Raw genomic sequence first — 19,905 nt, 5'->3', positions numbered from 1 at the left:
GTCACCTTCGGTGAATATGCGATTCCTCACGACGGCAACCCGCCCAGGGTTTCCAAGTCGGTATCGCGGGAACAACGTCAGTGGTTGGTCTGCGCCCGCGCGAGCGGGCAGCGAGGAGGAGTGATGCATGCCGAAGTGGGTGACCGTCTCCATGTCCAGGGACGCGTGGTTGGGCAGGCGGAGGTAACTGCCGAGGTCCTTGAAGTTCACGGGGAGGACGGAGGGCCGCCCTATCTGGTCAGGTACGACAACGGGCACGAGGCGTTGGTGTTTCCCGGTAGCGACGGCTGGATAGATCACCCCGGAAAAGGCTCCTGAACTGCACGATTCTTTCCATGCATGGCCGTTGCATCGAATGCGGCTAAAGTGTGCGCAATGGAGGGCAGACGCCAGTACCACTCCCGCGTGCGTGAAGCTTCCGCACAGCGAACGCGTGAACTCATTCGTGATGCGGCGACGACCTTGTTTGTCCGAGACGGATACGTCAGTGCCACCGTCAAACAGATTGCCGACTCGGCCGGCGTCGCCAACCGGACGGTGTTCACAGCCTTCCCGGGCGGGAAGCTCGAGATCTTCGAAGCGGCCCTCGCCGCGGCGCTCGATGCCGACGAGGTTCCACTCGGCGCGCCGAACCTGGCCTCGGACCCCGATGACGTTCGCCGGATCGTCTCCCAGATCGTGGCACAGGGCATCGGACTGCTCGAACGTGCCGGCGCTCTGATGATGGTCGCGGTCGAATCGTCAGGTGCGGATGCCGACATGCGGCGACTGTCCGAGGAATCGTCGGATCAGTCGGCCGTCAATGCGATGTCGATAGCCGAGGGTCTGTCCGAGCACGGATTGTTGAGGCCCGAGATTTCGCTCGAGAAAGCCGCGGGCATACTTGCCGCTTTCGTCTCGCCTCAGCTTCATCAGCAATTGCGTCGGGTCAGTGGATGGGATGTCGATGCATACCGAGGATGGCTCGAGTTCAACATTCGCCAGAATCTAATGTACTAATCGGTCTGTTTTCGTTAGCATGGCGAGGGTTTTTTATTCTCGGGAGGAATCGCCAGCGTGCCCTATGCCTTGTTCGGCCTCATCACGATGTTGCTGTGGATTTTCTGCATCGTCGACGCCATCACGAGAGATGACGCCTACATCCAGTACCTACCCAAGGTCGTCTGGATGCTGATCATCATCTTCCTTCCCACCTTGGGGTCCGTTCTGTGGCTGGTGGTCGGGCGCGGACAGAACGCGCCCCGCGGTTACGTCGGTCCAACCGGTTACGGCGAATACGAGCGTCCGGGACGCGCCGTTGCGCAGGATCCGGCGGCGGACGAAGCATTCTTGCGTCAGTGCCGCGAGCGGGCGGAAGAGCAGCGTCGAATTGCCAAGCAGCAGCGCCGCGACGGCGACGCTGATCGGATTTGAGTTATCGGTAGGCCGTGAGGCGGTCCAGCACGAGCCGAAGCGGCGGCCACGACGATCGGCCGCGACGCGTCACCGCATAGGCGGTGAGGATGACAGGCGGATCGGTCAGCGGCATGACGCGTACGCCTTCGCGGGTCTTGCGTTCGAGTGGCATCAGCCCCACGCCGTAACCACTGAGGATCAAGAGTTCGACCAAGTCGAGACTGTCGATCTGGTGAGTGATCCGAGGGGTGAATCCAGCCAGTGACGCGAGGGTTCGCACGGCCCGCTCGTCGGCTGTATTTCGCGAGTTCACTATCCATGGTGTGTCTGCGAAGGCACGGAGATCGATCCCGGATTTCGTGGACTCGTCGGGTGTGCGGGCGTTGTCGGGAACGCATAATCCCCACGGCGTCGACCAGAGCGGTAGTGCTTCGAGTAACGAGCTCGGGGATGCGGGGGCGAGGTTGTAGTCGTACGTCAGCGCGAGGTCCAGGTCGTCTCGTTCGAGTAGGGCAAAAGCCTCGGCCGGTTCGTACTCGCAGATCACCACGTCTACCTGTGGATGGCTGTGTTGCAGGCTCAGGGCGACGGGGAGCATCGCGGTTCTGACGGCAGTAGCGAATCCGCCGACTCTCAGTGTCCCCTCCGGTTCGGCGGTCGGATCGAGGTCCAGGCGAGCCGCATCCACGGCTGCCAGGATGGTGACGGCATGATCGGCGAGTCGTTGACCGGCAGGTGTGAGGCGAACGCGTCGGCCTTCCGGTTCGATCAATGCAGTACCGGTTTCCGCGGTCAAAGCCGCGAGCTGTTGGGACACTGTCGATGTCGTGAGGTTGTGAGCTTCGGCGACCGCGCGCATGGAACCCAAGCGGGAGAGTTCGAGGAGGAGATGGAGTCGACGGGTTTCCATCGTTCGATCATTCACTAATCGTGAACATAATGTAGGTCAAAATCGCGTGGACACGAACGGTTGGCGTCCCGTTCAATTCAGCTATGGATACGAAAGCGCGGGCCGGAGTGGGCCTGGCTGTTCTGGCGATGTTGTGCGTGCAGCTCGGGCTCGCCGTGTCTGTGGGTCTGATCGATCAGCTCGGAGCAGACGGAGCAGCGTGGATACGTCTCGCCTGGGCGGGCATCATTCTTCTGATCATCGTCAGGCCCCGTCCCTCCGCGTTCACTCGCAAAGCGTTTCTGGCCTGCGTGGTCCTGGGTGTGGTCACCGCCGGCATGACGCTGTTGTTCATGGCGGCCGTCGAGCGTCTTCCTCTGGGAACGGCAAGCGCGCTGGAGTTCTTTGGTCCGCTGACGGTTGCTTTGCTCCGGGGGCGTGGCCGCGTTYTGTGGCCGGTTCTGGCAGGCGTGGGCGTAGTCCTTCTCACCGAACCGTGGGCAGGGACAGTCGATCTGGTCGGTGTGGCGTACGCACTTGGCGCGGCGCTCTGCTGGGCGATGTACATACTGCTCACCCAGCGGGTCGGCGACGAGGTTGCCGGTATCAACGGGCTGGCGGTGTCGATGGCGGTTGCCGGGTTGGCCGCGACAATTGCCGTGGGCCACTCGGCCATTGGGCGGCTGACCCCGCACCTGGTTCTCGTGGGCCTCGGACTTGCGATCTTGCTGCCCGTCGTGCCGTTCGTTCTGGAGATGGTCTCACTGCGGCGGCTGTCGACGGCAGCATTCGGCACGCTGATGAGTCTCGAACCCGCATTCGCGCAGCTCATCGGTCTTGTTGTGTTGCAACAAGTTCCGAGTGTTCTGGCAGTGGCAGGTATCGCATGCGTCGTCGTTGCGGGGATCGGCGCGGCCCGCGGTGGTGCTCGGGGTGGTGGCGGGAAGCCGGCAGGCCCACCCTCCGATTCCGAGCGAACGTACCTTTCAGCGCCTTCATGAGACCGAGAGTGCCGTTCGCTCAGGGCATGTCAGCTCAGTGCACGGCCGCCGCAGCGATGGCTCCGGCGAACACGTCGGCGACCTCGCCGAGCGAATCGAGGATCGGTTGACCGGATCGTTCGACGCGAGCCCGCACCAGCGAACCCTCGAGTGCGGACACTGCCAGGACGGCAAGCCGTTCCGCTCGAGTGCGTGCGACACCGGACTCGATCAGTGAGTCGCGCAGTAGCGAAGTCCACTGTCGGTAGACCGCCTGTCCTGCGGCTGTCACGCTTTCCGAATCGGGGGCAAGTTCCAACAACACCGTCGTGATCGGCGAGCCTTCGTGGAAGTCCGAATCGCTCACCCATCCAGCGAGCAACCGCGCATACTCGCGCAGCAGTCCTCCGGCGTCCGGGTGGTTGTCGGCGAGTTCGGTCAGAGTGTCGGTGACCAACTGCCCGCCGACGCGGACGACCTCTTCGCCGATCTGCTCTTTGCCGCCGGGAAAGTAGTGGTAGAGCGAACCTTTCGGGGCGCCACTCGACTTGAGGATCTCGTTGAGCCCCGTAGCCGCATACCCCTGGCGGCGAAACAGATCGGCTGCAGCTCGTACCAGTGCTTCGCGGTGTTTCGGGGGAGTCGCCACGAGTTGGAGCTTAAACACCCCAGCGATCCACCACAATCTATGTAGACTGGTCTACATGGAAAATTCGGAAATGCTGGAACAGTTGCGCGCAGTCAACGCCTCGGCGGCCTTCAACCGGTGGGCCGGATTCGAAGTGACGGAGGCCGAACCAGGACGTGTCTGCCTGCGGCTCGAATGGCGTGAGGATCTCGGCCAGTACTCGGGACACTTGCACGCTGCGCTTGTGGCGGGACTTATCGACACTGCGTGCGGATTTGCTGCCTTTACACAGGTTGGTGTCGTGGCGGCGTCCAACTGCGCGGTCAATTTCGTGAGCCCGGGAGTAGGAACGGCATTCGTCGCCACGGCACGCTCGGTCAAGGCTGGGCGCAAGCAGGTGTTCGTCACTGCCGAGGTACATGCCGAACGCGAAGGCGAATCCGTGCTCGTCGCGTTCGGCACTACCCTCTTGGTTCCACTCGCCGTTCAGGCTTAGGGAACCTCAGGGAATGAGGATGAACTTCCCGGCGGGATGAGAACTCTGCAACTCGGTGTGAGCGAGTGCGACGTCTGCGAGTGGGAAGGTCTTGGCGATCTTCACGGTGAGGTGTCCGGACCCGGCTTGTTCGACCAGTTCGGAGCGAGCCTTCAAACGTGCTTCGGCACTTGCCGGATTGCCTCCGCCGACAGACGCGAAGCCGTCGGTCTGGGCGCGTCCGAACGCGACGATGGTGACGATACGGCTCTTGTCGGTGACCAACGCCAGAGATGTATCGACGGCTTCGTCAGTTCCGGCGGTGTCGAAAGCGGCGTCGACACCGTTCGGTGCGAGTTCACGAACGCGGGCTTCGAGGCCCTCGCCGTAGAGCACCGGCGTGGCGCCGAGCGAGCGCACGTAGTCCTGATTCGATGCTCCCGCAGTGCCGATCACGGTGGCACCGCGTGCTGCGGCGAGCTGAACCGCAATAGCGCCGACGCCACCGGACGCGCCGTGGATGAGGACAGTGTCCCCGGAGCCGACGCGAATGGTGTCGAGGGCGTCGACTGCAGTTCCGCCGACGAGAAGGAGTCCGGCCGCCTGTTCCCAGCTGATGCCGGCGGGCTTCGCGGTGATCGAGGAGACCGGAACGACTACCTGTTCGGCGTAAAGACCGTTGCCGGGGCTGACGATCACCTCGTCGCCGACTGCAACACCGGTAACGCCGTCGCCGACCGCCGAGACGACGCCCGCTGCCTCGCCGCCGAGGCGGATCGGAAGTTTCTCGGGATCAGTGCCGAAAGCACCGCTGTAGAGCTTGAAGTCGAATGGATTGACGCCGATCGCCTTCACGTCGACCAGGACTTCGCCTGATTTCGGTGCCGGTAAATCGATGTCCACCAGCTCCAGGACCTCGGGCGTGCCGTACGTCTGCGCTACAACAGTTTTGGTCATGTCTCGCGCAACCGTCCTCGGGGAAGCGATATTCCCCGAGGACGGGAAAAACTCGAGAAGATTCGATCAGCGGATCAGGGTGCCCAGATCGAGCGGCATCGCGATGCCGGTGATGTGATGGGCCTCGTCGGAACCGAGGAACGCGACGGCTGCGGCGATGTCCTCCGGCTGGCTGACCGGGTCTGGCAAGGTCTGCATGAAGATCGGACCGAGGGTGTGAGCGTTGGCGTCGATGAGCGGCCGCATGTCCGTCATCTGCATTCCGGTTTCCACGCCGTGCGGGTGGATGGTGTTGACCCGAATGTTGTACTGCCCCAATTCCGAGGCCATCGTCTTGGCCAGACCGGTGATGCCGTGTTTGCTCGCGACGTAGTGGCCGAGGAAGGGGAGCCCACGCAGGCCGGCGACGGAGCTGGTGAAGATGATCGAGCCACCGGTGCCTTGCTTGATCAGGTGCGGGATCGCTGCCTTGGCGGTGTGAAAGACGCCGGTCAGGTTGACGTCGAGCGTTTCCTGCCACTGCTCGGGCGTGATTTCCCAGGACATGTTGGCAGAACAGATTCCGGCGTTCGCGACGACGACGTCGAGGCGCCCCAGTTCGTCGATGCCGGCATCGAGCGCCGCGGACAGCGCAGAGAAGTCGCGGACGTCGGTCTTGATAGCGACAATTCGTCGGTCCAGAGCCTTGACCAGTTCGACTGTCTCGGCCAGGTCGTCTTCGGTGGCGCCGGCGTAAGACGTGGATTCGAATTGAACACACGCGTCGACGGCGATGATGTCTGCGCCCTCTTCTGCCAGCCGGACAGCTTCGGCGCGCCCCTGACCACGGGCGGCTCCGGTGATGAAGGCAACTTTTCCGGTGAATCGACTGGCGGCCATGCTCAAACCTCCGACTAGTGGTGACGATCTGCTCTTCGGAAGTTAGCGTGACGAAGTTCTTTTCGGGGGTGAATGCCCAGTCAGCGGAAACCGCTCAGCGCACCCTGGTCAACAGGGCACATGGCCCGGCAGCGAAGATGTCCCGCGCATCCGAAGACAAGACGGGTTGTCCGCTCAGTGCGTCGACCCATTCGCCATCTGGCAGGTCCACTCGCGTATCTCTCCAACCGTGCGACGAGAGTCCGAGCGAATGTCGCGTCGCCAGAGCAACGACCATGGGCGGATCACCTGCCGGGCCGCGCGAGAAGCCGACCAGATGACCGGATCCGGAACCTGAAGCGAAGACCGGCCGGTACTCACCGTGATCGAACCACGAGGGGTTCTCCCGCCGCAGTGTCAGTGCCGTGCGAACGAGGTGCAACTTTGCGGTTCCTGTTGCGTCGATCGGCGCGGCGCCGGAATCGAGCAGTGATCGCCTCGTTCCGTAGTCGACAAGCCGCCGGTTGTCCGGATCGACCAACGAGTCCTCCCACAGCTCAGTGCCCTGGTAGACGTCGGGAACGCCGGGCCCGAGAAGTTGGAGCAGCTTTTGGCCGAGAGAGTCCGACCAGCCGTGACGCGCGATCCGGCCGACGAATTCGCTGACCGAATCACCGACCGGGCCGTCGATCACCTCGTCGATCCAGCGGTGCACTGCCGACTCGAAGTCGACGTCCGGATCGTTCCAGGAAGTTCTGGCGCCGGACTCGCGGACGGCTTTCTCCGCATAGGCGTGCAAACGCTCGCGCAGCTCTGGAACCGAGGCTGCCGAGCGGCCGTCCGCCGGCCACACACCGATGATGTTCTGCCACAAGAACAATCCGGTAAGCGGATCAGGGCTGGGGCACACGTCTTCCCACTCGCGAATCAGCCGGGCCCACAGCGTCGGCACCTGAGACACAACACCGATCCGTGCCCGCACGTCCTCGCCGCGTTTGGTGTCGTGAGTGGACAGACTCGTCATCGCCCGCGGCCACCGCTTCGCTCGGTCCGCGTTGTGGAGATGGAATTCGGCGACGGAGACGGCAAGTGATGCAGGGTTGCCGCCGACTTCCTGACGTGAGACCAGTCGCGCCGTCCGATAGAAGAGTCGATCTTCGACGGACTTCGCCATGACGGCGCCGCACACCTGCTGGAAGCGAACCGCCGCTTCACCGCCGTTCACCAGGGACTGCGCCAGCACGTTGAACGCTGCTTCATGCCCAGGAGCCAGTTCGTGCATGTCGCCGACGATGCGAGCGGCCAAACCGGCGAGCGGACTGTAGTCGGATCGATAGACCGGCATCCGAGCGATCGCGACGACAACTGCGTCGTTCAGTTCGGTCTCACTGCAACGACTTCCGGTTTCGCGTCGGATTGCGCGCACGAGTCTGCGAACCTCGGGTGCAAGGTCACCGCGCCCGGTGTCGCGTTTGAACTGACGTTCGGTGTGATGCAACCACGTACTGTCCCCGTCGTCGCCGGTCAGATCTGCGGAGAGTTCGGTCAATTCGAGTTCGGCGGCGGGATCGACGAAAATGCCGCCCAGTTGATTGAGTGCGTCGTATCCGGTGGTGCCGTCGATCGGGAGCAGCGGATCGAGTGGTTCCGTATGGCCGAGGATCTTTTCGATCACGAGCCACTGATCTGGTCCGATCAGTTCCCGCAGGCGCCCCAGATACTCCGCCGGATCGGCGAGTCCGTCCGGGTGATCGATGCGAACGCCGTCGATCAGTCCTTCATCGACCCACGACTTCAATTGCCGATGGCAGAGTTCGAAGACTTTGGGGTCCTCTTGGCGCAGTGCAGCGAGTTCGTTGACGGCAAAGAACCGTCGGTAGTTGATGATTCCGGCGTTCCACGGTACGAGTCGGTACGACTGCCTGGAGTGGACCTCCTGTGGAGATCCGAATTCGGTGCCGGAGGCGACAGGGAAGCGGTGCTCGTAGAACGCGAGAAGTGTTTCCTCACCATCCTTCTCGACAGTCAGTGCGTCGAGATCGTCCTGGCTGCCCAGCACCGGGAGCGAGAGTTTGCCGTTGGCCCCGTTGTTGTCTGCCCAGTCGATGTCGAAGAAGTCCGCGTACTCCGACGACTGCCCGTGCGTGAGAACGTCCCACCACCAAGCATTTTCGCGAGGTTTGGCGACACCGACATGGTTGGGGACCAGATCGACGATCAGGCCCATCCCACGTGATCGAACCGCGCGCGATAACTCCACCAAAGCCTCGCGGCCACCAAGTCCTTCGGACACGGTCGTCGGATCGGTGACGTCGTAGCCGTGCGTCGACCCGGACGTCGCAGTGAGGATGGGGGAGAGATAAAGATGTGAGACCCCCAATGCCTCGAAGTAGTCCACCTGTGCGGCCGCATCACGAAGAGTGAATGCATCCGGTCGCAACTGCAGTCGGTAGGTGCTGGTTATCGGGGCCATGTGCACGTCTCCCTCAGGCGGTTCTGCGAAGTACCGTCAATGCTCGCGCTTTTACATCCAATGTTGTTCCGGCCTTGATCACGGTATCGCTCTCACCAGTGGGGACCGAGGTGTCGAGTACGACGGTCCACTCCGACGCGTAGTCCGCGTTGGGGGTGGAGAATTCGAGATCTTCGTAGTGAGCGTTGAAACACAGGAGGAACGAATCTCCCGTGACACGCTCGCCGCGGTAGTTCGGTTCCGGGATCGCGTCGCCGTTGAGAAAGACGGCCAACGACTTACCGAAACCGCTGTCCCAGTCGGCCGGAGTCATCTCCTCGCCCGACGGCGTGAGCCAGGCGATGTCTCGGCCCTGATCGCCACTTCGAATGGGTCGGCCCTCGAAGAATCGACGACGCCGGAAGACCGGGTTCTTGGCGCGCAAGGCAATTGCGCGCTTGGTGAACTCGACGAGGTCCGCATTGGTTTCCGCGAGCGTCCAATCCATCCATGACAGTTCCGAATCCTGGCAGTAAACGTTGTTGTTACCCTGCTGAGTTCGGCCCATCTCGTCGCCGTGAGCAAGCATCGGGGTGCCCTGGCTGAGCATCAGCGTAGCCAGGATGTTTCGGCTCTGACGTCCACGCAGTTCGAGGATTTCGGGGTCGTCTGTGGGGCCTTCGACGCCGCAGTTCCAGGATCGGTTGTGCGATTCGCCGTCGTTGTTGTTCTCGCCGTTGGCTTCGTTGTGCTTCTCGTTGTACGAGACGAGGTCGTGCAGGGTGAAACCGTCGTGGGCGATGACAAAATTGATGCTCGCGCCGGGGCGACGTCCGGTCGCCTCGTAGAGATCAGAGGATCCGGTGAGGCGGGAAGCGAACTCGCCCAGCGTTGCCGGCTCACCACGCCAGTAGTCGCGGACGGTATCGCGGTACTTGCCGTTCCATTCGGTCCACAGGCCTGGGAAGTTGCCGACCTGGTAACCGCCTTCGCCGACGTCCCACGGTTCGGCGATCAGTTTCACCTGACTGACGATCGGATCCTGTTGCACCAGATCGAAGAAGGCGGAAAGGCGGTCCACGTCGTGCAGTTCACGGGCGAGTGTCGAGGCCAGGTCGAAGCGGAAACCGTCGACATGCATTTCGGTGACCCAGTACCGCAGCGAGTCCATGATCAATTGCAGGGTGTGCGGATGACGGGCATTGAGGCTGTTGCCCGTTCCGGTGTAGTCCATGTAGTGCGCTTCGTCGCCGTCGACCAGTCGGTAGTAGGCGGCGTTGTCGATTCCGCGGAAGCTGATGGTCGGCCCCATGTGGTTGCCCTCGGCAGTGTGGTTGTAGACCACGTCGAGGATCACCTCGATACCCGCCTGGTGGAAACTGCGCACCATTGCCTTGAATTCCGCCACGGCCGCATCGGGTTTGGCGGCCGAGGAGTAGTCGGTATGTGGAGCAAGAAAGCCGAAGGTGTTGTAGCCCCAGTAGTTTCGCAGTCCCTGATCGAGCAGCACCTGGTCGTGCATGAACTGATGGACCGGCATCAGTTCGATCGCCGTGACACCCAGATTGGTGAGGTGCTCGATGATCACCGGATGCGCGAGTCCGGCGTAAGTGCCGCGCAATTCCTCCGGAACTCCGGGGTGCGTCGCGGTCATACCCTTGACGTGCGCTTCGTAGATGACCGTCTCGTGGTACGGACGCTTCGGCGAGCGGTCGGATGCCCAGTCGAAGAACGGATTGATGACGACGGTCGACATCGTGTGACCGAGCGAATCATGTTGGGGGAAAGGGATGGTAGCGGGTTCGTCGACGAGCGGTTCGGGATCGAAGGGTTCTGGGTCGAGGCTCTCGTCCGATTCCTGATCGTCCGTGGGTGACTCGTCTTCGAGGCCCACCTCGCCCGATTCGGCCTCCGAACTCGTTTCGTCGGTGGCTTCTTCCGGCTCCACGGCAGGAGTTTCGTCGTCTCCAGCAGGTTCGGGGTCCGCCGCCGACTCGACGTCGTACGAGAACAGTGAACGATCTCCGTCGAAGTCTCCGTCGAACGCTTTTCCGTACGGGTCCAGCAGGAGTTTGCTCGGATCGCAGCGCAGACCTGCAGCCGGATCGTACGGCCCGTGCACGCGGTAGCCGTATCGCTGGCCGGGGGACACGGACGGAAGGTACGCATGCCAGACGTAACCGTCGACCTCGTCCATCCGAATGCGGGTTTCGGTGCCGTCCTTGGCGATCAGGCACAGTTCGACGGCTTCGGCGACCTCGGAGAAGAGCGAGAAATTGGTCCCCGCGCCGTCGTAGGTGGCACCGAGTGGGTACGCACTGCCAGGCCATACCGGGATGGGAGTGGCTGAGGGCGCGCTCGGCGGTTGATCCATGAATCAGACCCTATCGGGTGCAGCCGATCGAATCTTGTCGACTGTCTACGCCGCTGATCACCGTTTCGCCTGGCTGCGGGCGGTTGCAAGCATTCCGGCTGTGATCTGTTCCACCTCCGCGTCCGAACACAGGTACGGAGGCATCGCGTACACGAGGTTGCGGAACGGTCGAAGCCAGACCCCGGCGTCGACGGCCGCATCGGTGGCGCTCTGCATCTCGACCGGCTGCTCGAGTTCGATCACCCCGATTCCGCCTTTGACTCGAACATCCACCACCCCGGGAATTGTGACGGCTTCGGCGAGGCCGCGAGTGAGGCCACCTTCGAGGGTTGCGACGTCACGCCGCCAGTCCATTGCGAGCAGAAGTTCGGTCGACGCGACCGCGACAGCGCACGCGAGTGGATTGCCCATGAAGGTGGGGCCGTGCATCAGTCCGCCGCCCTCGCCGGCAGTGATGGTCTCTGCGATCTCCGTGGTGCACAGCGTTGCCGCCAGACTCATGTACCCGCCGGTCAGTGCCTTGCCGACGCACATGACGTCGGGACTGACGCCGGCATGATCGGCGGCGAACAGTTCACCGGTGCGTCCGAATCCGGTCGCGATCTCGTCGAAGACCAGGAGGACTTGGTATTTGTCGCAGAGGTTACGGAGGTCGATCAGGTATGCGGGGTCGTGGAAACGCATTCCGCCGGCGCCTTGGACTACCGGTTCGACGATCACCGCGGCGAGGTCCTCGTGATGCTCGGCCAGCAGCGTTTCCAACTCCTGCACGTATTCGGGGAGATAGTCCGCCGGGGGAGTCTGCGCGAAGACCTGAGGGCGAAGGACGTCGGTCCAGAGAGAGTGCATGCCGCCGTCGGGGTCGCAGACGCTCATGGGGGTGAATGTGTCGCCGTGATATCCGCCGCGCCAGGTCATCAAACGATTTTTCGACGGTTTTCCGAGGCTCCGCCAGTACTGCAGGCACATCTTGACTGCTACTTCGACGGCCACCGAACCGGAGTCGGAGAGGAACACCTTGTCGAGGTGAGGTGGTGTGATGTCGACGAGCAGTCGCCCGAGGCGAGCGGCGGGTTCGTGCGTCAGTCCGCCGAACATGACATGACTCATCTTGCCCAGCTGCCGTGCAGCAGCAGTGTCGAGCACGGGATTGCGGTATCCGTGAATGGCGGCCCACCACGAGCTCATTCCGTCGACCAATCGGCGGCCGTCGGAGAGCGTGAGGGTAGCCCCCTGGGCAGAGTCGACGATCAGCGGACGAGTCGACGCGGGAAATGATCCGTACGGATGCCAGAGGACATCGGCATCGATGGCGGAGACGTCATGGGGATCAAATCCGGTTGTGAGCACGGATGCACCCTAACCATTGAGTTGAACGGTGTTCAAGTATGGTCGGAAAAGTGAACACCTCGCTGAATTGGCTCACTGCCGTCGAAGCGGACCGTAGGGCCGCTGGACTGCGCCGCGAACTCCGTCCTCGCACGGTCGACTCCCCGTTGATCGACCTGGCGTCGAACGATTACCTCGGACTCGTGCGGCACCCCGACGTGATCGAGGGTGCAACGGCGGCTCTGCGCCGTTGGGGCGCGGGCGCCACGGGTTCGCGTCTGGTCACCGGCACCACCACCGAACACGACCTGCTCGAAGTCGAACTGGCCGAGTTCGTCGGGGCGGACTCCGGACTGGTCTTCTCTTCCGGCTACACAGCCAATCTCGGCGCGGTGACGGCGCTCTCGGGTCCCGGATCGTTGATCGTCTCCGATGCGGGATCGCATGCCTCACTCGTGGATGCCTGCCGCCTGTCACGTGCCCGGGTTGCGGTAGCTCCGCATTCGGACGTGAGCTTTCTCGCCGACACGTTGCGCAGCAGAGTGGAAGAGCGAGCGCTGGTCGTCACGGATTCGGTCTTCAGCGCCGACGGAGACCTCGCGCCGCTGCGGGAGATGCATCAGGTGTGCCGCGAGTACGGGGCGATCCTGCTGGTCGACGAGGCGCATGGCATCGGTGTGCGCGGTGCCGGTGGACGTGGACTCGTCCACGAGTCGGGCCTGGCGGGTGAACCTGACGTCGTCGTGACGGCAACGCTGTCCAAGTCGCTCGCCAGCCAGGGCGGAGTTGTACTCGGCGACAACAAGATTCGCGCGCATCTCATCGACGCGGCAAGAACGTTCATCTTCGACACCGGTCTCGCTCCCGCCGCTGTCGGCGCGGCMAGAGCTGCACTCGCCGTACTCCAGCGCGAGCCGACGCGAGCGCTCGACGTCCTGGCCCGGGCATCCGAACTCGCCGACGTCACCGGTGCGCCGTCGCCTGAATCTGCTGTCGTCTCGGTCGTTCTCGGCGATCCGCAACGGACGTTCGATGCCGCGTCGGCGTGCCGGGACCAGGGGTTGCATGTCGGTTGCTTCCGCCCGCCGTCGGTTCCGGAAGGAACGTCACGGCTGCGTCTGACCGCACGAGCGACGCTGTCCGCATCCGAGATGGAGCAGATCGCTCTCGTACTGCGCGGCGTCTTGGCCGGTGCCCGAGCATGAGCATTTTCCTGGTGACCGGAACGTCGACCGACGTCGGAAAAACAGTGGTGACAGCCGCATTGGCATCGGTGGCCTTGCAGTCGGGCAAGTCGGTTGCAGTGCTCAAACCGGCCCAGACCGGCGTCGACGTGGACGGTGCGGGTGATCTGGCCGAGATCGAGCGTCTGACCGGTGGCGGCATGACGCTGGTCGAGTTGGCGCGGTATCCCGAACCTTTGGCGCCGGATACTGCTGCACGTCGAAGTGGTCTCCCGTTGTTGGCGCTCGACGACGTAGTCCGAGTTGCTCGCGACCTGGACACCACCCACGACTTGACCCTGATCGAAGGTGCCGGCGGCTTGCTGGTTCGGTTGGGGGTGGACGGGTTCACCGCGCGCGATCTCGCCGCAGCTCTGGCAGCACCGGTAGTGCTGGTGGTTGCGTCCGGCCTGGGCACGCTCAATCACACCGCTCTGACCGTGGAAGCGCTGGGTGCATCCGGTGTGGAATGCGCCGGGTTGGTGATCGGTTCGTGGCCGCAGGAACCGGACCTCGCCGAGAGGTGCAATCGCGAGGATCTTGTCTCGGTCAGTGGTGTTCCCCTTCTCGGGTTGATGCCTGCGGGAAGGGGCAGCGAGAGTGTCCAAGAGTTTGCTCAGACCGCTTCGGGCGCGCTCGGTAAGTCTCCTTTGGCCATCTGACGCCGTAACATCCGATTTGTCTGCATCGATAGCCAAGGCACAGTAGGGCGAATTGTGAGTAGGTCAGCCGAATGTAGGTGGTGAGCACGGTCGAAAAGTCGTTGTCGTCATCGGCCGTACGTCGCGCACTGCTTATCGGCGTAGTCGTCTTCGCCTCGTGCCTGGTCGGAATTCTGAGCCGCCTACCGGGCACGCTTGCTGACTTCTGGCCGGCCAATGCGCTGCTTCTCGGGATTCTCTTTCGATCGCCGCGCTCGGCCACACCGCTCACCTGGATCTGCGCTGCAGCCGGCTACGTTGGAGCCGACCTCATCACGGGCGGGGCGTGGGAGTCCACGGTGTGGCTCAACGCGGCCAACGTCGTCGGTGTTGCGAGTGGCTTTTACGCCTTCCGCTGGGTGGGCGGCGACGATCGTCGACTGACCAGTATTCAGTCCGTCGGCTATCTCGTGTCGATGACTGTCGTGGCCGCGTCGATGGCGGCGCTCGTGGGCGGAATCGCGAACCGCGTGCTGTTCGGCGGGCAGTGGTGGGACGGCTGGTTGCTCTGGTTCTCGAGTGAGTTCGTCAACTACATGACCATCGTCCCGTTGGTGCTGACTTTCCCTTCGCTTCGGCGGGTGGATCGAGACCCGAAAGCTGTTGCCACACTTCTGCGTCGATCAGTTGTTCCGACAGCGCTGCTGGCCATCTGCATCATCTTGGAGTGGGTGATCGGCGGCGCCGGAGCGATCGCGTTTGCCATGCCGGCGCTGGTGACTGCCGCTTTGCTCACCAATGTCTTTGTCACGTCGGTGCTCACCGCCGCATCAACTGCCTGGACGTTGGTACTGACGGCCGACGGGCATCTCGGATTGTCCAGCGAAGGCGTCTCGCCCGTCAGTGCGTCCGTCCAGATCGGATTGTCGTTGCTGGCGGTAGCGCCGATCGCGGTGGCGTGTGTGATCCTCGAGCGCCGCCGCGCGCTCGAGGCACTCACACAGGCCGTCACCCACGACGATCTCACCGGTGCGTTGCGCCGGGACGAGTTCTTGCGGCGAGGCGGCAGCGTGACGGGTGCGCCCGATCCGCGTCGCCACTCTGGTCGTCCGGTGAGCGTCCTGATGATGGATCTGGATCACTTCAAGATGGTGAACGACAACCTCGGCCATCGCGCCGGCGATACCGCGTTGGTGAGTTTTGCCGATCAGGTGCGGCGGAACCTCGATGACAAGCATCTCTTCGCCCGGTTGGGCGGTGAGGAGTTCGTCGTACTGATGGCCGGCGTCGATCTCGAGGGTGCGACCGAAACGGCCGAGATGATTCGACGCGCACAAGCGGAGAATTCGTCGGCGGTATTGGGTGAACTCGGGCCGACGGTCAGCATCGGCGTCGCATGTTCACCCCACGGCGACGCAGACCTGACGCAATTGGTCGATTGCGCTGACGAGGCGTTGTACCGAGCGAAGAAGCTGGACCGGAATCGAACCGTGGCTCTCACGGTCGGTAGCTGAAGAAACACGTGCGGACCCACATTCTTGCGGGTCCGCACGTGTTGGTGGAATCCAGCGAATCAGAACAGATTGATCAGGGCAGGAACGCTGAACAGCGCCACGTAGTAACCCATGAACAGAACACCGCCGTGAATCTTGAACAGGCGCCCGAGAAGGCCACCGACCAGGCCGACCGTCACGGTGATCAGAAGCCCGAGGATGCCGCCCTCCCAGATGCTGATGACCACGACCAGTCCCGTGAACACCGCGATCACAGCTTCGTGACTGATGTGCTTGACCACCGTTGACGCAGCGCGGTACGCGTAGTTCATGGCAAACGGGTACGCGATGACCGTTGCCGTGACCACTGCGAGCAGTCCGTAGAGCAGGAACTCCCACTGCGTCAGGTACGTGGAGAGATTGTTGATCACTCCGGTTTCCTGATTGGTCTCGAAGACCGGCGGAGCGTTGAACAGAGGGGCCGCGGGACCTGCTGCCAGCGGGCTGAGCGGAAGGCCGAAGGCCACGAGAGGGATGAGGGTTTCCGCGATGTAGGTGGATTCCGTCGTACCGTTCTTTGCCGAGACCATGGTGGTCAGTCGGTGATATCCGTTCTTGATCCGCGCACCTACCAGCTCACCCATCAGAACTGTCATGGCGACGGGGCTGAAAACGAACGTTGCGCTCGACACCGTGGAAGCGGCTGCGGTGTAACCGATCTGCTTGCGATCGAGGACCTTCAGAGGATTGGGGAAGTATCCCTTCCATCCTTTGATGTCCGGGGCCAGTGCGACGGTCTTGGGTTCGCTGCGTTCCATGTCCTTGCGGCTCGACGGCCCCAGGGTCAGCGCGAGGTCGGCGATCAGCGGCCCGACCGCAATGGCCAGGAAGTAGCTGATGTTCAGCGACACATCGTAATTCGACGTCAACGCGCGGGCGCCGAGGATCAAGATGACAAACGGAACGAGGGCGACCACCCCGGCCCAGCGGCCTGGTGAGGCATAGGCGATGCCGATGGCGGCGACCAGGAACAGCCACGGTGCGATCGACTGAACGGTGTCGGCGAACGGCGCGAGGATGGTCGCGAACAGGACGGCAACCGGCACGGCGACGAACGCCGAGATCACTGCTCCCGAGATCGCCTTGCGGAGTGCGATGTGCGGGATGCCGAGTGAGCGCATCATCTGCGCTTCCGGCAAGAGCGGAATCGCCATCGTGTCGCCGGGAATGCCCAGCAGCATCGTCGGCACCGCATGCGTCATGTGTTTGGCGATCGCACCGGAGAGGAAGAACGTGAAGACTGCCGCCGGGGGAGCGCCGAGCAGAATCACGAGCAGAGTCAGCGGTGCGATGGTGGCGGTCTCGTCCGTGCCGGAGATCAATCCGATGAACGTGAACGCGACAGCACCGATGATGCCGAAGAGAACGGCGATGAGAATTTCGTTGGTCAGAACCGAACTCATGCGCGCCCACCGTCCTTCGGCGGGTTCGAGGGCGATGTCTTCGAGGCCTGTGCGTGCTCGGCCTCGGCAGCGGCGAAGTGGTCGTACAGACCGAGTTCGCGAAGTTCCTGTCGACTCTGCTCCGGWATGTCGGCGAGAGTGCCCAGACCCTGACGCTGCTCACTCATCGTCGTGATGACACCGTCGATCGACTCCGCATCGGCGGCGGCCAAGGCGACTATCCGCTTCGGCTTGATGAAGATTCCGCAGACGACGCCGGCGAGCAGGCAGGCCGCGATCCCGACCAGCAGGCTGTACGCCTGGGCCAACGAGGGTTCGCTGACGACCCGTTCGAACAGCGACTGGGCCGCAAGCAGAGCCGAGGCGCCCACGACACTGCCGACTGCGACGGAGATCGCGAGGTGTCGACCGTTGACAGTGTCGCCCCAGACTTCGAGGTATGTCTGCTGATCGGTCGGCGCGGTTGTGGTGGTCGGCGTCGTTGCCGACTGCGGTGGTGACATCAGTCTTCTCCAGTGTCATGCATGGCAGGGGGTCGTACAGGGAGGGGCTTGCGTGCGAGTGTCAGGTACGTGCTGCGCGGAGGGCGGTGACGACTCGGGACGGACTCGAGTGTCCGATCTGTTCGGCCATCCAACTACTTGTGTCGGTAAGGGAATCCAGGTCGATGCCGGTGTCGATCCCGAGGCCGTGGAGCATCCACACCAGGTCCTCGGTGGCGAGATTCCCGGTCGCGCCCTTGGCGTACGGGCACCGTCCGAGACCACCTGCTGAACTGTCGAATTCGGATACTCCAGCGGTCAACGACGCATAGACGTTCGACAGCGCCTGGCCGTAGGTGTCGTGAAAGTGCATGGCGATCTGCGATGTGGGGATGCCACGTTCTCGGAGGGCGTCGAGTAAGGCGAGCACATGGCCAGGTGTGCCGACGCCGATGGTGTCGCCGAGTGAGAGTGACGTGACACCGCTGTCGACCAGGGTCTTCGCGATGTCGGCGACACGTTCGACGGGCACAGTGCCTTCCCAAGGGTCGCCGAAGCACATCGAGATGTAGCCGCGGACGGGAAGTCCCAGAGCTCTTGCGGCGGCAGTGACCTCGGTGGCCGCGGCTATAGCGCCGTCTACCGTCGAGTTGAGGTTTCGTTTAGCGAATTCCTCTGTAGCGCTGACGAATACTGCAACTTCGCGCGCTCCGGCGGCAACGGCCCGCTCGAGACCCTTGCGGTTCGGGACAAGAACGACCGTACGTACCGAGTCCGGCAGGTGCAGCCGATCCATCAATTCTTCCGCGTCCGCGAGTTGCGGGATCCATCGAGGTGAGACGAAGCTCGTCAATTCGACAGTGCGGGAACCGGCCGCGACGAGGCGTTCGATGAACTGGGCTTTCGTCTCGGTCGGGATCACCGCCGTCTCTGCTTGAAGTCCGTCGCGTGGCCCGACTTCGTAGATCCGGACCGAGGTCGGTAGTCCCGGCGCCGGCACTCGATGAGGCGCCGGCTTCCACACTGGTGATCCTGCAACTGTTTCGGTCATTGTCGTCAGTTTCCGCCGCGGATCTCGGCGAGAACCTTCTCGGCATGTTCGACGCGAATGCTCTTGTCCGCGATCAGGCGTGCGACCACGGCGTCGATCTCGCTCTTCTGCGCTCCGGCGGTGGCAGCGATGTTGCGGGCGTGCAGTCCCATGTGTCCGCGTTGGACACCTTCACTGGCCAGAACGCGGACAGCGGCCAGATTCTGCGCCAGACCGACTGCCAGGATGATGCCGGCGAGTTCCTCGGCGCTCTCGACGCCGAGCATCTTGATTGCGGCCTGCGCTACGGGGTGCACTTTGGTGGCCCCGCCGACGAGGCCGACCGGCATGGGCAGCTCGAGGGTGCCGACGATGTTTCCGTCGGCATTCTTCTCGAAATGCGAGAGCGAGGAGTAGATTCCGTCGGCGTTGACTGCATGGGAGTGGCATCCGGCTTCGACTGCGCGCGTGTCATTTCCGGTAGCCAGCACTACGGCGCTGATGCCGTTCATGATGCCCTTGTTGTGCGTCGCGGCGCGGTAGGGATCCAGCTCCGCCAAGCGCGCGGCATGGATCAGGTTGTCCACAACCTCTGCGCCGCCGATCAATTCGGCGTCGAACACGGCGCGCACGCGCGTCAGCCGCAGATCGGCCTTGTTGGTGAGAATGCGCAGGACGACGTGTCCGCCGCCGATCTCGGCGACTCGATCCGCGATTGCCTCGGCCATCGTGTTGACGGCGTTGGCGCCCATGGCATCTCGTACGTCGACATGAAGATGGAGGACCACGTAGGTGGCCTTGTCCGAAGGAACGATGCGAACCGAAATGTCCTTCACACCACCGCCGACGCTGACCAACTTCGGGTCCTGCTCGTTGGCGAGTGCAATGATTTCCTCGCGAGCCTCGAGGAGTCGGATTCGGGCGGCCGCCGGATCCACGACGTCGACGAGTTGTATCTGGGCCTGCATGATCGGCGGGGTGCTCGAGACGTGAAAGCCGCCGAGTCCGCGTGCGATGCGGGCAGCGTTACTCGCGGCTGCGACTACCGACGGCTCCTCGGTGGCGAGAGGGATCAGGTAGTCCGTGCCGTTGATCGTGAAGTTGGTGGCGACGCCGACCGGGATGCCGATGACGCCGACTACGTTCTCGACCATGCGATCGGCCTGATCGATGGTGAGACCGTCGGCAGCGTCGTAGACCGCGATGTCTGCTTCGGTCAGGTCCGTCTGGCGGAGA

Annotated in this window: 19 protein-coding genes; 8 read left to right on the top strand and 11 right to left on the bottom strand. The window is 63.1% G+C overall.

Features of this window, described 5'->3' with window-relative positions; genetic code table 11:
• Window positions 1-123 precede the first annotated feature (123 nt).
• The 3 genes from AC1DWA_RS20005 to AC1DWA_RS19995 are packed head-to-tail and all read left to right on the top strand — an operon-like array spanning window position 124 to window position 1,413.
• Entirely contained in the window at window positions 124-318 is a 195-nt protein-coding gene (locus tag AC1DWA_RS20005; protein ID WP_003941743.1) for a DUF1918 domain-containing protein, read from the top strand.
• A gap of 57 nt (window positions 319-375) precedes the next feature.
• Window positions 376-999 carry a TetR/AcrR family transcriptional regulator gene (locus AC1DWA_RS20000; RefSeq protein ID WP_019748839.1) on the top strand — a complete coding sequence of 208 codons (624 nt, stop codon included), beginning with the start codon at window positions 376-378 and terminating at the stop codon, window positions 997-999.
• Between the two features lie 57 nt (window positions 1,000-1,056).
• A complete protein-coding gene (locus tag AC1DWA_RS19995) occupies window positions 1,057-1,413 on the top strand; it encodes a PLD nuclease N-terminal domain-containing protein (protein WP_477846906.1) in 357 nt (118 codons plus the stop codon).
• A 1-nt stretch (window position 1,414) separates the two neighbouring features.
• Here AC1DWA_RS19995 and AC1DWA_RS19990 read toward each other — a convergent pair whose 3' ends face one another.
• Complete coding sequence (locus AC1DWA_RS19990) at window positions 1,415-2,305, bottom strand: LysR family transcriptional regulator (RefSeq protein ID WP_387405432.1); 891 nt, start codon at window positions 2,303-2,305, stop codon at window positions 1,415-1,417.
• An 83-nt stretch (window positions 2,306-2,388) separates the two neighbouring features.
• Between AC1DWA_RS19990 and AC1DWA_RS19985 the strand changes: the two genes are divergently transcribed.
• Window positions 2,389-3,285 carry an EamA family transporter gene (locus AC1DWA_RS19985; protein WP_477846905.1) on the top strand — a complete coding sequence of 299 codons (897 nt, stop codon included), beginning with the start codon at window positions 2,389-2,391 and terminating at the stop codon, window positions 3,283-3,285.
• Window positions 3,286-3,319: 34 nt separating this feature from the next.
• Here the strand turns inward: AC1DWA_RS19985 and AC1DWA_RS19980 are convergent, their stop codons facing one another.
• Window positions 3,320-3,913, bottom strand: a complete 594-nt coding sequence (locus AC1DWA_RS19980) for a TetR/AcrR family transcriptional regulator (protein ID WP_416315414.1) — start codon at window positions 3,911-3,913, stop codon at window positions 3,320-3,322.
• A gap of 55 nt (window positions 3,914-3,968) precedes the next feature.
• On the opposite strand from AC1DWA_RS19980, the gene AC1DWA_RS19975 reads away from it, so the two are divergent.
• A complete protein-coding gene (locus tag AC1DWA_RS19975; protein ID WP_020908051.1) occupies window positions 3,969-4,388 on the top strand; it encodes a PaaI family thioesterase in 420 nt (139 codons plus the stop codon).
• Between the two features lie 6 nt (window positions 4,389-4,394).
• Here AC1DWA_RS19975 and AC1DWA_RS19970 read toward each other — a convergent pair whose 3' ends face one another.
• From AC1DWA_RS19970 to AC1DWA_RS19950, 5 genes are all read right to left on the bottom strand, one after another.
• Entirely contained in the window at window positions 4,395-5,324 is a 930-nt protein-coding gene (locus tag AC1DWA_RS19970; RefSeq protein ID WP_020908050.1) for an NADP-dependent oxidoreductase, read from the bottom strand.
• 66 nt (window positions 5,325-5,390) lie between these two features.
• Window positions 5,391-6,203 (bottom strand): mycofactocin-coupled SDR family oxidoreductase, encoded by an 813-nt coding sequence (locus AC1DWA_RS19965; protein WP_477846904.1) that lies wholly within the window; start codon window positions 6,201-6,203, stop codon window positions 5,391-5,393.
• Between the two features lie 94 nt (window positions 6,204-6,297).
• Window positions 6,298-8,655: a malto-oligosyltrehalose synthase gene (treY, locus tag AC1DWA_RS19960; protein ID WP_477846903.1), complete on the bottom strand. Its 2,358-nt coding sequence runs from the start codon at window positions 8,653-8,655 to the stop codon at window positions 6,298-6,300.
• Between the two features lie 13 nt (window positions 8,656-8,668).
• Window positions 8,669-11,008, bottom strand: coding sequence for a glycogen debranching protein GlgX (gene glgX / locus AC1DWA_RS19955; RefSeq protein ID WP_020908048.1), 2,340 nt, complete (start codon window positions 11,006-11,008; stop codon window positions 8,669-8,671).
• A 57-nt stretch (window positions 11,009-11,065) separates the two neighbouring features.
• Window positions 11,066-12,358: an adenosylmethionine--8-amino-7-oxononanoate transaminase gene (locus AC1DWA_RS19950; protein WP_477846902.1), complete on the bottom strand. Its 1,293-nt coding sequence runs from the start codon at window positions 12,356-12,358 to the stop codon at window positions 11,066-11,068.
• A gap of 38 nt (window positions 12,359-12,396) precedes the next feature.
• Between AC1DWA_RS19950 and AC1DWA_RS19945 the strand changes: the two genes are divergently transcribed.
• The 3 genes from AC1DWA_RS19945 to AC1DWA_RS19935 all read left to right on the top strand — a co-directional run bounded on the left by AC1DWA_RS19945 (window position 12,397) and on the right by AC1DWA_RS19935 (window position 15,715).
• Window positions 12,397-13,542, top strand: a complete 1,146-nt coding sequence (locus tag AC1DWA_RS19945; protein WP_477846901.1) for an 8-amino-7-oxononanoate synthase — start codon at window positions 12,397-12,399, stop codon at window positions 13,540-13,542.
• Entirely contained in the window at window positions 13,539-14,222 is a 684-nt protein-coding gene (gene bioD / locus AC1DWA_RS19940; protein ID WP_477846900.1) for a dethiobiotin synthase, read from the top strand. Before AC1DWA_RS19945 ends, bioD begins: the two co-directional genes overlap by 4 nt.
• A gap of 80 nt (window positions 14,223-14,302) precedes the next feature.
• Window positions 14,303-15,715 (top strand): GGDEF domain-containing protein, encoded by a 1,413-nt coding sequence (locus tag AC1DWA_RS19935; protein WP_477846899.1) that lies wholly within the window; start codon window positions 14,303-14,305, stop codon window positions 15,713-15,715.
• Between the two features lie 59 nt (window positions 15,716-15,774).
• Here the strand turns inward: AC1DWA_RS19935 and AC1DWA_RS19930 are convergent, their stop codons facing one another.
• From AC1DWA_RS19930 to AC1DWA_RS19915, 4 genes are all read right to left on the bottom strand, one after another.
• A complete protein-coding gene (locus AC1DWA_RS19930) occupies window positions 15,775-17,157 on the bottom strand; it encodes a tripartite tricarboxylate transporter permease (RefSeq protein ID WP_283568198.1) in 1,383 nt (460 codons plus the stop codon).
• Window positions 17,154-17,660, bottom strand: a complete 507-nt coding sequence (locus AC1DWA_RS19925) for a hypothetical protein (protein WP_019748825.1) — start codon at window positions 17,658-17,660, stop codon at window positions 17,154-17,156. The genes AC1DWA_RS19930 and AC1DWA_RS19925 overlap by 4 nt, the downstream gene beginning before the upstream one ends.
• A gap of 61 nt (window positions 17,661-17,721) precedes the next feature.
• On the bottom strand, window positions 17,722-18,690 hold the full coding sequence (locus AC1DWA_RS19920) for a hydroxymethylglutaryl-CoA lyase (protein ID WP_080910802.1): 969 nt from the start codon (window positions 18,688-18,690) through the stop codon (window positions 17,722-17,724).
• 5 nt (window positions 18,691-18,695) lie between these two features.
• A partial coding sequence (locus AC1DWA_RS19915) for a hydroxymethylglutaryl-CoA reductase, degradative (protein WP_477916937.1) occupies window positions 18,696-19,905 on the bottom strand: 1,210 nt, incomplete at its 5' end.

The organism is Rhodococcus sp. P4_F3_2, assembly GCF_056401335.1.
Note: the sequence above shows the minus strand (reverse complement) of the source record. Positions and strands in the feature narration are given on the sequence as shown.

What these genes read in the sequence shown, in the direction of transcription:
- treY (WP_477846903.1), bottom strand. Translation starts at nt 8,655, where the DNA reads ATGGCCCCGATAACCAGCACCTACCGACTGCAGTTGCGACCGGATGCA.
- AC1DWA_RS20005 (WP_003941743.1), top strand. Translation starts at nt 124, where the DNA reads ATGCATGCCGAAGTGGGTGACCGTCTCCATGTCCAGGGACGCGTGGTT.
- AC1DWA_RS19920 (WP_080910802.1), bottom strand. Translation starts at nt 18,690, where the DNA reads ATGACCGAAACAGTTGCAGGATCACCAGTGTGGAAGCCGGCGCCTCAT.
- glgX (WP_020908048.1), bottom strand. Translation starts at nt 11,008, where the DNA reads ATGGATCAACCGCCGAGCGCGCCCTCAGCCACTCCCATCCCGGTATGG.
- bioD (WP_477846900.1), top strand. Translation starts at nt 13,539, where the DNA reads ATGAGCATTTTCCTGGTGACCGGAACGTCGACCGACGTCGGAAAAACA.
- AC1DWA_RS19975 (WP_020908051.1), top strand. Translation starts at nt 3,969, where the DNA reads ATGGAAAATTCGGAAATGCTGGAACAGTTGCGCGCAGTCAACGCCTCG.
- AC1DWA_RS20000 (WP_019748839.1), top strand. Translation starts at nt 376, where the DNA reads ATGGAGGGCAGACGCCAGTACCACTCCCGCGTGCGTGAAGCTTCCGCA.
- AC1DWA_RS19965 (WP_477846904.1), bottom strand. Translation starts at nt 6,203, where the DNA reads ATGGCCGCCAGTCGATTCACCGGAAAAGTTGCCTTCATCACCGGAGCC.
- AC1DWA_RS19970 (WP_020908050.1), bottom strand. Translation starts at nt 5,324, where the DNA reads ATGACCAAAACTGTTGTAGCGCAGACGTACGGCACGCCCGAGGTCCTG.
- AC1DWA_RS19930 (WP_283568198.1), bottom strand. Translation starts at nt 17,157, where the DNA reads ATGAGTTCGGTTCTGACCAACGAAATTCTCATCGCCGTTCTCTTCGGC.
- AC1DWA_RS19990 (WP_387405432.1), bottom strand. Translation starts at nt 2,305, where the DNA reads ATGGAAACCCGTCGACTCCATCTCCTCCTCGAACTCTCCCGCTTGGGT.